The sequence below is a fragment of the Phytohabitans aurantiacus genome (assembly GCF_027923225.1).
In the GTDB taxonomy this organism is placed as follows: Bacteria; Actinomycetota; Actinomycetes; order Mycobacteriales; family Micromonosporaceae; genus Phytohabitans; species Phytohabitans aurantiacus.
In genome coordinates this window covers 1-14,231 of sequence record NZ_BSDI01000008.1, presented here as the reverse complement: position 1 = coordinate 14,231, position 14,231 = coordinate 1, and the positions used below count along the sequence as shown (strand labels likewise).

The 14,231-nt window shown below is 70.8% G+C and carries 13 protein-coding genes and 1 pseudogene; 5 read left to right on the top strand and 9 right to left on the bottom strand.

From position 1 onward, the window contains the following. Positions 1–14: 14 nt before the first annotated feature. Complete coding sequence (locus tag QMG73_RS11385) at positions 15–1,493, bottom strand: outer membrane protein assembly factor BamB family protein (protein WP_281894437.1); 1,479 nt, start codon at positions 1,491–1,493, stop codon at positions 15–17. Between QMG73_RS11385 and QMG73_RS11380 the strand changes: the two genes are divergently transcribed. Continuing rightward, positions 1,428–2,624: a cobalt-precorrin-5B (C(1))-methyltransferase gene (locus QMG73_RS11380; protein ID WP_407676782.1), complete on the top strand. Its 1,197-nt coding sequence runs from the start codon at positions 1,428–1,430 to the stop codon at positions 2,622–2,624. The two genes, QMG73_RS11385 and QMG73_RS11380, sit on opposite strands and share 66 nt — an antisense overlap. Positions 2,625–2,693: 69 nt before the next feature. Here the strand turns inward: QMG73_RS11380 and cobM are convergent, their stop codons facing one another. The 6 genes from cobM to QMG73_RS11350 form a co-directional block, all read right to left on the bottom strand. Further along, the gene (cobM, locus tag QMG73_RS11375) at positions 2,694–3,434 is read right to left on the bottom strand and encodes a precorrin-4 C(11)-methyltransferase (protein ID WP_281894432.1); all 741 of its coding nucleotides are present in this window, start codon (positions 3,432–3,434) and stop codon (positions 2,694–2,696) included. Next, a complete protein-coding gene (gene cbiE / locus QMG73_RS11370; RefSeq protein WP_281894430.1) occupies positions 3,431–4,624 on the bottom strand; it encodes a precorrin-6y C5,15-methyltransferase (decarboxylating) subunit CbiE in 1,194 nt (397 codons plus the stop codon). The genes cobM and cbiE overlap by 4 nt, the downstream gene beginning before the upstream one ends. Next, on the bottom strand, positions 4,617–4,991 hold the full coding sequence (locus tag QMG73_RS11365; protein WP_281894428.1) for a pyridoxamine 5'-phosphate oxidase family protein: 375 nt from the start codon (positions 4,989–4,991) through the stop codon (positions 4,617–4,619). Before QMG73_RS11365 ends, cbiE begins: the two co-directional genes overlap by 8 nt. Positions 4,992–5,166: 175 nt before the next feature. After that, complete coding sequence (locus tag QMG73_RS11360; RefSeq protein ID WP_281894425.1) at positions 5,167–5,670, bottom strand: hypothetical protein; 504 nt, start codon at positions 5,668–5,670, stop codon at positions 5,167–5,169. A 22-nt stretch (positions 5,671–5,692) separates the two neighbouring features. Further along, positions 5,693–7,327, bottom strand: coding sequence for a RecQ family ATP-dependent DNA helicase (locus QMG73_RS11355; RefSeq protein WP_281894423.1), 1,635 nt, complete (start codon positions 7,325–7,327; stop codon positions 5,693–5,695). A 40-nt stretch (positions 7,328–7,367) separates the two neighbouring features. Next, positions 7,368–7,982, bottom strand: coding sequence for a MarR family winged helix-turn-helix transcriptional regulator (locus QMG73_RS11350; RefSeq protein WP_281894421.1), 615 nt, complete (start codon positions 7,980–7,982; stop codon positions 7,368–7,370). Positions 7,983–8,228: 246 nt separating this feature from the next. Between QMG73_RS11350 and QMG73_RS11345 the strand changes: the two genes are divergently transcribed. After that, complete coding sequence (locus QMG73_RS11345) at positions 8,229–9,710, top strand: glycoside hydrolase family 3 protein (RefSeq protein ID WP_281894419.1); 1,482 nt, start codon at positions 8,229–8,231, stop codon at positions 9,708–9,710. A 60-nt stretch (positions 9,711–9,770) separates the two neighbouring features. Beyond that, the gene (locus QMG73_RS11340) at positions 9,771–10,535 is read left to right on the top strand and encodes a DUF6042 family protein (RefSeq protein WP_281894416.1); all 765 of its coding nucleotides are present in this window, start codon (positions 9,771–9,773) and stop codon (positions 10,533–10,535) included. Positions 10,536–10,638: 103 nt separating this feature from the next. Here the strand turns inward: QMG73_RS11340 and QMG73_RS11335 are convergent, their stop codons facing one another. Both QMG73_RS11335 and QMG73_RS11330 read right to left on the bottom strand, forming a co-directional pair. Then, positions 10,639–11,238, bottom strand: a complete 600-nt coding sequence (locus QMG73_RS11335) for a GOLPH3/VPS74 family protein (protein WP_281894413.1) — start codon at positions 11,236–11,238, stop codon at positions 10,639–10,641. Positions 11,239–11,250: 12 nt separating this feature from the next. After that, positions 11,251–11,535 carry a GNAT family N-acetyltransferase gene (locus QMG73_RS11330; RefSeq protein ID WP_281894411.1) on the bottom strand — a complete coding sequence of 95 codons (285 nt, stop codon included), beginning with the start codon at positions 11,533–11,535 and terminating at the stop codon, positions 11,251–11,253. A gap of 61 nt (positions 11,536–11,596) precedes the next feature. Here QMG73_RS11330 and QMG73_RS11325 point away from each other — a divergent pair, with 61 nt between their 5' ends. Continuing rightward, positions 11,597–11,920: a hypothetical protein gene (locus tag QMG73_RS11325; RefSeq protein ID WP_281894410.1), complete on the top strand. Its 324-nt coding sequence runs from the start codon at positions 11,597–11,599 to the stop codon at positions 11,918–11,920. Positions 11,921–12,056: 136 nt separating this feature from the next. After that, positions 12,057–13,448 (top strand): annotated as a pseudogene (locus QMG73_RS11320) (mechanosensitive ion channel family protein); the annotation flags it as partial. Positions 13,449–14,231 lie beyond the last annotated feature (783 nt).

Sequence of the window (14,231 nt, the reverse complement as noted above, 5' to 3'; positions counted from 1 at the left end):
CGCGCTTCGCTCACTCACTGTTTGACGCCGATCGAGTGGAATGCGCCCGCGCGGGTGCCGAAGTAGAGGTTTCCCTTCCACACTGCCGGTGTGGATTCGACACAGCCACCGATGTTGACCGTCCACAGCTTCTTCGGCGTGACAGTGGTGTCGCTGACGTCGTATGCGTGCATGTCGCCTTTGCAGTCGCCGATCAGGAGCACGTCGTCGACGACCACCGGCGACTGCCAGGTGGGCCCCGGCAACGCGAACTTCCATCGCACCGCACCGTCTTCGCGGCCGATGCCGAGCACGTCACCGCCGTTCGTGTCGAAAATGACGATGTCCTTGTGCAGCGCCGGCGTACCCCAGATGCCCGCCGGGTTGCCCTTCTGGTCGTCGACCTTCCACACGAGCGGATCCTTCTTCGTCGGGTCCAGTTTCATCATCTGGCCGACCGCCTTCGAACGCGCCGTGCCCCGCTCGTACTCCGAACCGACGTAGAGCGCGCCGCTGGAGTCCACCACGATCGTGGCGTCGGTGTCGTCACCGGTCCAGAAGCGGAACACCCGCTTGGGCTTTTTCCCCTCCTTCAGGCCGCTGATGTCCCAGCCCTGGACGAGCCCGCCCGAGTTGCTGAAGTACACGGTGTTGCCGTGGATCGCCACCGACGTCTCGATGGAGACGTTCTGGTCGCCGACGTCTTTGAGCAGCTGCGCATCCCAGCCCGGCGCGTTGAAGACCACCTTCGGCGAGACGGTCACCTTGCCGTCCGCGCCGTACTTCCGGTTCAGCTTCACGATGTGGAACTGGCTGTTTTCCCCGCCCTCGAACAGGTAGTCGTCGATGATGAGCCCGGTGCTGTCCCAGTCGTCGTTCCACTTCGTCGGCGACACCGCCTTCGCCGACAGCTTCCACAGCTCGGTCGGCTTGCCGCGGTCGATCGCGATGATGCGGTAGAAGTTGTCGCGCGACCCCGAATACACCAGCGGGAAGCCGTCCGGATCCACCGTCACCGAGCCCTTGATGATGTCGCCGGTGGGGAAGTCCGGCAGGATGCGCTCGCCGGTAGCCGCGTCCAGGAAATGGATCGCCTTGTCGTATGCGCCGAAGACGACCCACGTGCGGTTGTCGCGCTCGAAGACGGATGGTTGGCCGGTCCAACCGGAGCCGCACCAGACCCGTTCGCCCTTGCCGTCCGTCGACTTCGCGCACAGGCCGCCGCTGCGGGGAAACTGCCATCGCTTCGCTGGTGCCGTGCGCGACACGGGACCGGTGCCGTAGTACGTGCGGGTTGGGTTGCCGCGGAAGGTGAGCAATCCGGTCACCTTGTCGCCGTACGGCTTGCCTACTCCGGCGGGGTCGGACCAGCCCTCGAAGGTGGTGCCTGCCGTGGCTGGTGCCGTCGCGGGCGCCGTCGACCCGGATGTGCCCTGCACGAACTTCGGCTGCGCCGGCTCGGAACCGCACGCCGCCACGCTCAGTATCAGGAGCATCGCGAACCGTCTCTTCACCGCCCAAGTGTGCAGGTTGCGGGCAAGCGACGAAAGCCCGTGGGGCATCCTGTGACCGTGACTTTGCGGTACGGCTGGACCACCGGAGCGTGCGCGACCGCGGCGACCAAGGCCGCGTACACCGCGCTGCTCACCGGTGCGTTCCCGGACCCGGTGGAGATTGTGCTGCCCAAGGGGCAGAGGCCGGCGTTCGCGCTCGCGGTGGAGTACCTGAGTGACGGGTCAGCTACGGTCGGTATCGTCAAAGACGCCGGCGACGACCCCGACGTCACCCACGGCGCCCTGATCCGTGCAACAGTCACACTGGCCCGGCCCGGAGCGGGTGTGGTCTTTCGCGCCGGCCCGGGCGTGGGCACGATCACCAAACCCGGCCTGCCACTCCCGGTCGGCGAGCCGGCGATCAACCCGGTGCCGCGCCAGATGATGCGGGACGCCGTCGCCGAGGTGGCCACGCAGCACGGCGGCACCGGCGACGTCATCGTCGAGATCTCCGTCGACGGCGGCGAGGAGCTGGCCGCCCGCACCTGGAACCCGCGCCTCGGCATCCTGGGTGGCCTGTCCATCCTCGGCACCACCGGGATCGTCGTCCCGTACTCGTGCGCCGCCTGGATCGACAGCATCCGCCGCGGCATCGACGTCGCCCGCGCCGCCGGACGCCAGCACGTCGCCGGCTGCACCGGGAGCACATCCGAGCGGGTCGCGGCGGAGCTGTACGGCCTGCCGGAGGACGCGCTGCTCGACATGGGCGACTTCGCGGGTGCGGTGTTGAAGTATCTGCGACGGCACCCGGTGCCGCGGCTGACCATCGCGGGCGGGATTGGCAAGCTCGCCAAGCTCGCTGACGGCCACCTCGACCTCCACTCTGGACGCTCGCAAGTGGACCTGAGGAGCCTTGCCGCACTGGCGCGTTCCTCTGGCGGCACGGGGGAGTTGGCCGAGCGGGTGGTCGCGTCCAACACCGCGCTCGAAGCCCTCCAGCACTGCGAGGCCGCGGGCATCCCGCTCGGTGACGCGGTCGCGGCCGGCGCCCGCAAGACAGCACTGTCCGTCCTCCGCGAGGCCCCCGTGACGGTCGACGTAGTTGTAATCGACCGCGCCGGCCGAGTGGTAGGCCGCACCACCCCTTCGTGATCAGGGCGTCCCTCAAGTCGTTAGAGCGACTTCAGGGACGCCCTGATCACGGGAGCGCGGAGCGGGGAGCTAGCGGGTGCGCTTGGGGGAGTAGAGGTGGCTGTCGGGGAAAGATTCGGCGGAGAGGACCTTGCCTACGACGATCACCGCGGTGCGGACCAGGCCGGCCTCGTGCACTTTGCCGGCTATGTCGGCCAGCGTGCCGCGCAGGATCACCTCGTCCGGGCGGCTCGCGTACGCCACCACGGCCACGGGACAGTCGGCGCCGTAGTGGGGCAGCAACTCGCGTACGACGTCGTCGATGCGCTGGACCGCCAGGTGGAGCACCACGGTGGAACGGCTGGCCGCCAGCGTGGCGAGGTCCTCGCCCGGCGGCATCGGGGTCGCGCCGCCTGATATGCGGGTCAGGATGACGGTCTGGCCGACTGTCGGCACAGTCAGTTCGCGGCTCAGCGTGGCGGCCGCCGCGGCGAACGCGGGCACGCCCGGCGTCACCGCGTACGGCACTCCGGCCGCGTCGAGCCGCCGCATCTGCTCGGCCATCGCGCTGAACACCGACGGGTCACCCGAATGTAGCCGCGCCACGTCGAGCCCCGCGGCGTGCGCGGCCACCATCTCGGCCACGATCTCGTCGAGCGTGAGCCGCGCGGTGTCCACTGTGCGCGCACCGGGCGGGCAGTAGGTCAGCAGTTCCGCCGGCACGAGGCTGCCCGCGTACAGGCAGACCGGACTGCGCGCGATGAGGTCGCGCCCCCGGACGGTGATCAGGTCGGCAGCACCGGGGCCCGCGCCTATAAAGTGGACTGTCACTTCACCACTGTCCACTGTGTCACAGGGTGGAGCGGGCGCCAGCCGGTGAAGCCGCCGATCGGCGCCGCCCGCTGGATCGCGATGCGGGCCAGGTCGCCGCCCACCCGAGCGTGCCACTCGGCCACCAAGCGCTCGGACTCCAACGTCACCGCGTTGACCACCAGACGCCCGCCGGGCAATAGCGCGGCCCAGCACGCCTCCAGCATGCCGGGCGCGGTCACCCCGCCACCGACAAAGACGGCATCGGGCGGGTCGAGGCCGTCGAGAGCCTCGGGCGCACGACCCTCCACAACAGACAGATATGGTACGCCCAGCGCCTGCGCGTTGGCACCGATGCGCGACACGCGTTCGCTGTCGGCTTCGACGGCGATCGCCCGGCACGCGCGATGCGCGCGTGACCATTCGATGGCGATGCTGCCGGCGCCCGCGCCGACGTCCCAGAGTAACTGGCCGGGCACCGGTTGCAGGCGAGCCAGCGTGACGGCGCGTGCCTCACGCTTGGTGAGCTGTCCATCATGAAGGTATGCGTCGTCGGGCAAGCCTGGCACGGTCGGCACCAGGGCGGTGCCGCGGCAGTGCACCGCGACCACGTTGAGTGGGTCGGCGACCGGCCAGTGGTCGCGGGCCAGGCCCGTGACGACGCGTTCGCCCGGCCCGCCGAGCTGTTCGAGCACGGTCAGCTCGCTGTCGCCGTACCCGCGCGCGTCCAGCAGAGCCGCGACCGCTGCCGGAGTCGCGCCATCGGCACTCAAGACGATAACCCGGCGTCCGGGGTGGAGTGCCGGATGCAGCAACGTGACCGGGCGGCCGACCGCGCTGACGACCTCGACGGTGTCCAGCGGCCAACCGAGGTGGGCGCAGGCGAGGGACGCCGACGACGGGTGCGGCAGCACGGTTACGCGACCGGCGCCGAGCAGCTTGACCACAGTGGACCCGATGCCGTGGAACATCGGGTCGCCGCTGGCCAGTACGCAGACGCGGCGGTCCCGGTGTGCGTCGAGTAGTCCGTGCAGGGCGGCGAGCAGAGGCGACGGCCATGGCACCCGGTCGGCCTTGACCTCGTCGGGCAGCAGGTCGAGCTGGCGGCGGCTGCCGAGCAGTACCTCCGCTGAGCGGGCCGCCTCTCGCCCGGGCTCGGACAGGCCGGCCCAACCGTCGGCGCCGATGCCGACGACGGTGACGTCAGACATTGCCCAGTACCCGAGTGACCGTGATCTCGATGACCACGCGCTCGGGGTTGACGCGCGGCGTACGGTACCGCTCGGCGTAGCGGCGCTCGGCCTCGGCGACGGCCTCCGGGTCCGCGCGGACGACGGCTTGTCCCTCCAACGTGGACCAACGACGGCCGTCGACCTGGCAGACGGCCACGCGCCCGGTGGTGGCGGCGTTGCGCGCCTTGCGCGACGAGCCGGAGGTGATGACGCGCGCTATGCCGGCGTCAGGGTCGAGCGTCACGCCGACCGGCACGACGTGCGGTGTGCCGTCGCGGCGCAGCGTGGTGAGCGTGCACAGGTGCCGCTCGCGCCAGAACAGCCGGAACTCTTCGCTGGTCATCATCGTGCGCCACGCTACCGCGCCGCCGCCGCGCGGCGATCAAGGGCATTCGCATCGATCAAGGCCAAATGCACGCGGAAAAGAGATCCAACCACGTGCATTCGCCCTTGATCGACGGAAAGGGGGCCGGCGGCGCGCCGGGCGCGGGGCGCCGGCGGCGCGGCCGCCCGCGGCGCGGTTAGTCGGTTAGGACGTGGGCTAGGCGGTCGCGGAAGCGGCGTTCGGGGTCTGTCACTACGTCGCCGCCGATGCCCAGGATGCCGCCGCTCGGGGCGGCCGTTACGACCTGTTCGGCGATGGTTACCAGCCAGTGCTTGTAGGCGCCGGCCGCGCCCTCGTCGACCTTCGTGGCCAGCAGCTTCGCGGCCTCGCCGGCCCTGGCGAGCACGTCGGCGATGTACGCCTCCGGGTCGGCGGGCTGGATGGACGGGAGCTCCTCGCCCATCTCGGGGTCGCCGACGCGGTTGACCAGCTCCTGTGCCACGGCCGCGACCAGCGGGTCGGCGTCTTCCCGGCCCTCTGCGATGGCTTCCAGGCCGGCGGCGTTTTCCTGGTGGGTGCGCTTCGCACCGTCCGGCTCGGCCGCGCTGGCCGCGGTCAGCACCGACTGTGGCAGGCCGACCAGCAGCCCCCACTCCTCGTCAGTGAACCCCAGCCTCGAGTACATCGGCTGCTCCGTCACGTGCGCGCCCCTCTCCAACGAGTCAAGTTAGCAGTCCCTGCTCACGGACCACCGGCACCGACAAAGTCTTATACCCTACGTCGTCGAAGAGCACCGTCATCCGGTCCGCTTCGTAGCCCATCACCATTCCCGTGCCCCAGTCGGCGTGTCGCACGGTGCTGTGTAACGGGAACGGTCCGGTGGTCACCGTCTCGGCGGAGGAGCCGGCGGCGCAGTTGTCGCAGTGGCCGCACGGTCGCTCCATGTGTTCGCCGAAGTACGCGAGCAGGGCCTGCCCGCGGCACGACCGGCTCTCCGCGAAGGCTCGCATCATGTCGGTGCGCGATCGCTGTACCGTCTGCTGGCGCTCGGCCTCGGCGAGCGCCGCGCGCGCCGCTTCGGCCGGAGCCGGCGCGTAGGACGGCGCGGTGATCTTGTTGGTGCCGAGCGTGACGGCCGCGTCGACCTGTTCCAGCAGGCTGAGCAGGCGGCCGAGCTTGCGCGGGCTGAGGCCGCTGCGGTCGCGCAGCGCGGTGCGGCTGAGCGGGTCGCCGGTGCGCAGGACGGCGGCCAGGTCACGCAACTCGGTCTCGTCCGGGGCGCCGCCGGTGAAGAAGCGCTGGAGGCCCACGTCTTCGGCCCGCCACAGCAGCAGGGCCCGTGCCGGTGCGCCGTCTCGTCCGGCGCGGCCGATCTCCTGGAAGTAGCTGTCGGGCGAGTCGGGCAGCGCCATGTGCGCCACCCAGCGGATGTCGGCCTTGTCGATGCCCATCCCGAACGCCGAGGTCGCCACCATCAGCGGTACCCGGTTGTCGAGGAAGTCGTTGTGCCGCTGCTCGCGCGGGCCGGCCGCCATCCCACCGTGGTACGCCTGCGCGGGAAAGCCGGCGGCGGTGAGCCGTTCGCACAGTTCCTCGGCGGCGCGCCGCGTCGGCACGTACACGATGCCGGGCCTCTCGCCCTCCTTCAGCAGCGCGACAAGCCGGCGCCACCGGTAGTCCTCGGTCGGGCAGTGGCCGACCTCCAGGAAGAGGTTGTGGCGGTCGAGGCCGGACACCACCACGCGCGGGCGCCGCAGCCCGAGGTGGCGGATGATGTCGTCGCGCACCGGAGGGGAGGCGGTGGCGGTGAGCGCCGCGATCGGCGGCCGGCCCATGCCGCGAATCAGGTGGCCGAGCGCCAGGTAGTCGGGGCGGAAGTCGTTGCCCCAGGCGGAGATGCAGTGTGCCTCGTCGACGGCCACCAGGGCGGGGCGGAGCAGGCGCACCTCGGTGAGCCGGTCGGGGTTGCTGAGCTGCTCGGGCGTGATGAACAGAAAGCGCGCCTCGCCCCGGCGTACCGCTTCGAAGGCCGCGGCCTGCTGGTTGGGTGACTCGGCGGAGCTGACGCGCACGGCACGCAGCTCTGGCTTGCCGCGCTCGTTGAGCGCGGCGATCTGGTCCTGCTGGAGAGCCAGCAGCGGCGAGATCACCACCGTCGGTCCGGGTAGGACGGAGGCCGGCACCTGGTACACGGCGGACTTGCCGCCACCGGTCGGCAGGATGACGAGGACGTCGCGGCGGCGCAGGACCGCCTTCATGGCATCGAGCTGGCCGGCGCGCAGCCGCCGCCAACCGAAGTGATCACGGGCGGCCCGGCGAAGGCGGCGGGCGTGCAACAGCGGCAGCAGCAGTCTCATGGCCCCGCCATCTTGCCCCAGTGGACCAAGGCAGAAACAGCTAGATTCGCGTCGGCTTGACCGGGCCCTCGCCGGGCTGGGCCTCGGGGCAGCGCAGCCGCAGCTCCTGGTGCCCGAACGGGGTGTCGACCAGCCAGCAGTGATGCGGCTGGGCGCTGCCCGGATGGGCGTACCCGTCGAAGAACCGGCACGACACGCACATCTTGGTGACCGGAATCTGGCCCTCGCGCTGCATGCGGCGGATCTGGCCGGCGACGACGGCGAGCAGCCGATGCTGGCCCTCGTGGTCGAGGTTGTGCAGCTCGGCGAGGAGGTCGGCGGCCCATCCGCGCACCTCGGGGGCGTGCTGGCGGCCGGCCTCGGTGAGCGTCACGCGCACGGCGGCCGGCGCGTATGACGGGGACGGGCCCATCGACACCAGCCCCTCGCGGACCAGCGTCGACACCGCCGTCATGGTGGCCTGCGTGGTCATGCCGAGGTCACCGGCGAGGTCGGTCAGCGGGTAGACCTCACTGCGCCGGCTCAACAGCAGCAGCACTTGTTGCTGAGCGATCGTCCGCTCCAGCTCGCCGCCGGGGCCTTCAGCGGCGTGCACCGCCACTGCGACGCGTGCCAGGCCGGTGGCGAGCTGGCGGGAAGAGGTTTCCAGGTCCACGCGTATCTGCCCCACGATCGAAGCGCTTGGTTGTGACGGCGGTCACGTTACCCGAGGCGTACCGCGCGTGACGAGTCACAAATCGGCTTAACGGCCTTTTCCGAACATCGACCGTATCGCAGCCACCAGCAGCAGCGTGCCAAGAATCGCACCGACCACCCGGACCGCCGGGATGTCGTACCAACTGGTTTCCATGCTTGAAAACTGTCCCACACGAAAATAGAAAAGTTTGTTTACTATGGCAGCATGACAGGACAGAGGAGCCGTGACCTGGTCCGGCTCGCGGGCATGGTGCTGCAGCCCGGCTTCGCGGGCACGACGCCGGCGCCGTGGGTGCCGCGCCTTCTGGGCGAGGGACTCGGGGGCGTCGCGCTCTTCGGGCGCAACATCGAGCACCCGGAGCAGCTGGCCGCCCTCACCGCCGCCCTGCGCGCCGAACGGCCCGACGTCATCGTGGCCATCGACGAGGAGGCCGGCGATGTCACCCGTTTGGAGACCCGGCGGGGCAGCTCGCGACCGGGCAACCTGGCGCTCGGTGCGGTCGACGACGTGGCGCTCACCGAGGCGGTCGCCCGCGACCTGGGCCACGATCTCGCGGCGGCGGGCGTGACGCTCAACTACGCGCCGGACGCCGACGTCAACACCGACGCCCGCAACCCGGTGATCGGCGTGCGCTCGTTCGGGTCTGATCCGGCCCTGGTCGCGCGGCACACGGTCGCCTGGATCACGGGACTCCAGTCCGCGGGCGTCGCGGCCTGCGCCAAGCACTTTCCGGGTCACGGCAACACCAGCGTCGACTCGCATGTCGACGTACCAAAGATCAATGCCTCTCGTGCGGAGCTGGACGCGGTGGAGCTGCCGCCCTTTCGGGCGGCCATCGCCGCCGGCACGCAGGCCATCATGACCGGACATCTGGTCGTGCCGGCGATCGATCCGGAGTGGCCGGCGACCCTGAGCCGCCGGGTGCTGATCGACCTGCTCCGCGACGAGCTCGGGTTCGCGGGGGTGGTGGTCACCGACGGCATCGAGATGGCGGCCATCGCGCGGCGATACGGCTTCGAAGGCGCCGCCGTGCGGGCGCTCGCCGCCGGCTCCGACGCGGTGTGCGTGGGCGGCGACCACTTCGACGAGGCCGACGCCCTGCGGCTGCGCGACGCCGTGGTCGAGGCGGTCACCACCGGCGAGCTGCCCGAGGAGCGCCTCGCCGAGGCTGCGAAACGGGTGCAGCAACTGGCTGAGTGGACAGTTCAGGCCGGCTCAGCCGCGCCGGACCGACCGGACGGGACCCCGGTCGGCCTGCTCGCCGCCCGGCGCGCGATCCGCCTCACCGTCGCCGGCGGGGCAACACCGCCGCCGCTGACCGCCGCGCCGCACGTCGTGGAGTTCGCGCCGCCGGCCAACATGGCCGCCGGGACGCAGACGCCGTGGGGCATCGCGACGCCGCTGCGCGCGCGCATGCCGGGCACGACCGCGGTGCGGCTCAGCGCCGCCGACCCCGAAGCGGCGCTCCGCCCGGCCCGCGGGCGTCCGCTGGTGGTCGTCGTCCGTGACATCCACCGGTACCGGTGGATGGCGCATGCCGTGGCGATGCTGCTCGCCGAACGGCCGGACGCCGTGGTCGTCGAGATGGGGGTACCGGAACGCGTCACCGGTGCGGTGCACCTGGCCACGTACGGGGCGACCCGGGCGTGCGGCGAGGCGGCGGCCGAGGTGCTCGCGGGGCTGTGACTACTGTCCACAGCGGAGCGTGCCCCCACGGATACGCGCTGTGGCAGTATCGTGCCTGTCGTGGCCGTCGATTGGCAGCGGGCAGTGATGGTGCCGTCCTGGATTCGCTGGCTTCCCTGTTCGTTCGCCTACCTGACAGTGGTCCCTGACCAGGAGCAGTTCCCGCGATCGGCGTGGTCGATCCTGCCCTGGGACACGCCGGTGTGGTGCGACCCCGGATCGGTCGACGACTGGATCGCCCGTGCTCGCCGGCGGCATCCGCGGCGTGACGCCGGTCACGCCGAGCGCCGCGCGCGCGAGCACTACGACCGGGTGGTGCAGGTGCGGGCGGCCCGCATCGAGCTGTTCACCGAGATGTGCCACCGTCGCGGGCTGCCCGTGCCACACACCCTCGATGAGCTGCTGACCTGCCTCTGCGGCTTCGGACTGTTTACATTGGACGGTGAGGTGGTGCGGCCGCGACTTGACCAGAACCCGATCGACGTACTGCCGCTCGTCGGGCAGGAGTTGGTGCACGAGGAGCAGGCACAGCAAGACGACCGCACTGTGCTCGTCGCGATCACGGTGCGCGAGATGGCCAGCCGCGGCCGGCGGCGGTGGCGGCGCCGGCAGCTCACCACGTATCTGGGGGCGCTTGCCACGGGGTTGCGCATGCCGGTGAGCGAGGTGCGGCGGGCGTTGGCGCAGCTTGGTGAGATCGCCGATCTGGCCACCGAGCCGGCGCCCGAGGCCGCTGCCGACCGCATTCGCATCACCGTGACCTGGCCGGACTTCGCGCGGCGGTTTCCCTTCGAAGACCTGCCGGCGCCGGAGCACGCGGTTTGACCAGTTCCGCCGGTCGGGGTGTGTGCCGCGCAGGGTGAGGCCGCGGGAGCGGCGGTCCGCACCGCGGCGGACATCGCGGTAGCCCGCAGCTTTTTCTTTTGCTTTAGCTTGCCGTGGCCAGGGCCAGGGCGTGGACCGCTTCGTCGACCCCGGACACCAGGTCGCGCAGGACCCACGGCAGGTTTTCGCGGATCCGCGCCGGATCCGGGACCAGGACCGCGATCCCGGCCAGCGCGGCCAGGGTCGCGAGCTGCGCGTCCATCGGACCCTGCCCAGCCAGCGCCTGCGCGAGGCGGCGGCGCGGCTCGGCGTAGCGCTGCGGGTCGTATGCCGGATAGCGGGCGTGCCCGCGCCGCGCAAGGCCGCGCGGCTGCTCGCGCCGCACCAACCCGGTCGCCACGAGCCGCCGGGCCACCACGTCACGCACGTCGCCGCGCAGGTAATCCACCCAGTGCCGGACCGGCTGCGGATCGCCCTGCCGGCACACCTCACCCAGGACGGCATCGGTCACTTTCTCGCCGTACGCGCGAGCCGCCTGTACCGCGACGCGACCCTCGACGATGGTCAGCCGGCCGTCGAGCAGCAACTCCCCGACTACCGCGCCAGCGAGCGCGCTGGCCAGCACCTCGGCGTTGCCGGTCGGTTTGCCGGTGTATTCGTCATGGCCGACGAGGAACAGCTCGTCAGCGAGCGGGTGGTTCATGCGCCGACTCGGTCATTCCTCGACGACGAGATCCGCGTACTCGGTGTGCCGCTTGACGAACGCGGCGATGAAGGGGCACTGCGGCACGACCTTCTCGCCCCGCTCGCGCACCTGGTCGAGCGCGCCCGCCGCGAGCTGGGCGCCGACGCCCTTGCCCTGAAACGCGTCGTCGATCTCGGTGTGGGTGAAGACGATGAGGCCGTCGCGGACGCGGTAAGCCGCGAAACCGGCCAGCCCGCCATCGACCAGAATCTCGAAGCGGCGCCGGGCGGGATTGTCGGCCACGAGCACGTTCACGAGGGCCAGGGTAGCGGCAACGGCAACCCCGTGGATCCCGCCACGTACCCTGGATCATGTGATGAACCGACTGACCGCCGCCCGGCTCGCTTCCGGTCTGGCCCTCGGCCTGGTCCTTCTCGCTGGCTGCGGCTCGGAGGGCTCCGACACCAACTGCGGCCTCGACCAGTGCACCGTCACCTTCGATCGCGGCGTCGACGCAAAGACCAGCGTCCTCGGCGTCGACGCGAAGCTGGTCGGTGTAGACGGCGACAAGGTGACCGTCGAGGTCGCCGGCGAGAGCCTCTCCCTCACCGTCGGCGAGCAGGGCACCGACGTGGGTGGCCTCAACGTCGCTGTGCAGAGCGTCACCGACACCGAAGTAGTAATCAAGATCTCGCGCTGACGCTGGTTACAACCCCTCCAACTCGGGCATCGTTGGCGGCTTGCCCCTTTCGGCGGGCGCCGCCTCGGCGGGCGTCTCCGTGCGACGCCGCCTCGGCGGGCGTTCCGCCCGACGCCGATGAGAAGGAGGTACTCCAGTGGAGGCCGCCCTGTGGACGGTCACCATGACCGTCGCCGCCGTGGCGATCGCACTGGCAGTGGTCGAGGTCGTACACCGGGTGATCCGCCGGCTGGGCAGCCGGTCCGTGCTCCTGCGCGAACTCACCGAGCACGCGCACCGGCCCTTCCAGGTCGCCGTCGTGCTCGTGGCCTGCCAGGCGGCGGTACGCAGCTCAGCCGGTGAGTTTCCCGGCCGGGCGGTCGTGCTGCACCTGCTGGTGCTCGCCGCGATCGCCGGGTTCGCGTGGCTTGTCGCGGCACTGCTGCTGGTGAGCGAAGACGTGGCGCTGGCCCGGTTCCGCACCGACGTACCCGACAACCGCCGCGCCCGGAAGCTCCACACCCAGGTGGTGATGCTGCGCCGGGTCACCGTCGCCGGGATCGTGGTGGTCACCGCCGGCGTGATGCTGATGACCTTCCCGCACGTACGGGCCATCGGCGCGAGCCTGCTGGCGTCCGCCGGCGTCATCGGCGTGGTGGCGGCGCTGGCCGCACAGAGCGTACTGGGCAACGTGTTCGCGGGGCTCCAGCTCACGTTCAGCGACGCGGTGCGGCTCGACGACGTGGTCGTCGTCGAGGGCGAGTGGGGCCGGATCGAGGAGCTGACCCTCAGTTACGTTGTCGTGCAGATCTGGGACGATCGGCGGCTGATCCTGCCCACGTCGTACTTCACCACCAAGCCCTTCCAGAACTGGACCCGCACTCGTGCGGCGGTACTGGGTACGGCCGAGTTCGACCTGGACTGGTCGGTGCCGGTGACGGAGATGCGCGAGGAGCTTCGCCGGTTCGTGGAGAGCAGCGAGCTCTGGGACGGCCGGGTGTGCGTACTCCAGGTCACCGAGGCGACCGGCGGGATGATCCAGGTACGCGCGCTGGTGAGTGCCGTCGACGCGCCGACGCTGTGGGATTTGCGCTGCTTGGTGCGTGAGCACCTGGTCAACTGGATCCGCGACCACCACGCGGACGCGTTGCCGCGCATGCGTGCCGACGTTGCTGCCGATGGCGCCCTCTGGCCTTCACCCGTTGGCCGCGATGGCGTTTCCCATGATGGCGCTGCGCGCGGCGGTTTTGGGCTTGATGGCGCTGGCCGCGGTTCCGCTTCGCGTGATGGCGCTGGCCGCGGCGGTGTTGGGCGCGGTTCCGCTTCGCGTGATGGCGCGGGCCGTGGCGGTGTTGGGCGCGATGGTGCTGCTCGTGACGGCTTTGGGCCGGGCGGTGGTGTTCGTGACGGCGGCGCGCGGGATGGGGCCGCCGCCCGGGAACGGGCGGGCCGTGATGGTGCGGCGCCGGACGACGATGCTCGCGTTTTCGGTGGCAGCGACGATGGTGACTCCCGCGCGGAGGCATTCGTCGGCCCGGACGAGCCCGCTCGTCCGGAACCGGCCAGTCCCGACCCTGCTGCCCCGCGGCCCGAGCCGCCCTTGCCGACCCTTGCCGGGGTCGCGGCGGGGACAGCGGCCGGCGAGGCCGGCCGCCCCACCCGGCCCGCCTGATCCGCTTCCGCTCGGCACGCGTGGCCCGCTCTCGGTGTGGCCCGCTTGGTCCGCGTGGCCTGCTTGGTCCGTGGCCCTGCTTGGTCCGTGGCCCTGCTTGGTCCGTGGGCTGCTTTGTCCGCTTGGTCCTGCTTGGTCCGCTCTCTGCGTGGCTTGCTTGGTCCGCTTGATCTTCCTGGTTCGTCGATCAAGGGCGAATGCGCGTGATTCGATCTCTTTCCGCGTGTGTTTGCCCTTGATCCATGCAGATCTCCTTGATCGACGCGGCCAGGAGGGGTGAATGGCTGCGCGCTATGCCGACATTCGTCGACAATGTCCGATGGGCCTGGCGAGATGGCCGGCGCGCGGGCGTGCCTAGCGGAGGCGGCGGGTTGGCGTGGCGGTGAGGCCTGGCTGCGGCGAGATCCGGCCGAGGTGGGACGTTCGGCGGCGAGGCTCGGCTGGGGGTCGTGAGGTCCGGTTTGTGGCGATGCGGCCTGGCCGTGGGGTCGTGTCGGCCTGGTGCCCGCGCGGCGCTCGGGCGTGGCGGTGCTGCTGGCCGTAGATCTTGGAGCGCTACCGTCGCCCCTGGCGAGCTCAACCGGTGGTTGCAACACCGAGTAGTTGGGCCATTTTGTCAGCTGGGTTGGCCCAGCCGAGGGTCATTCGGGGTCTTGTGTT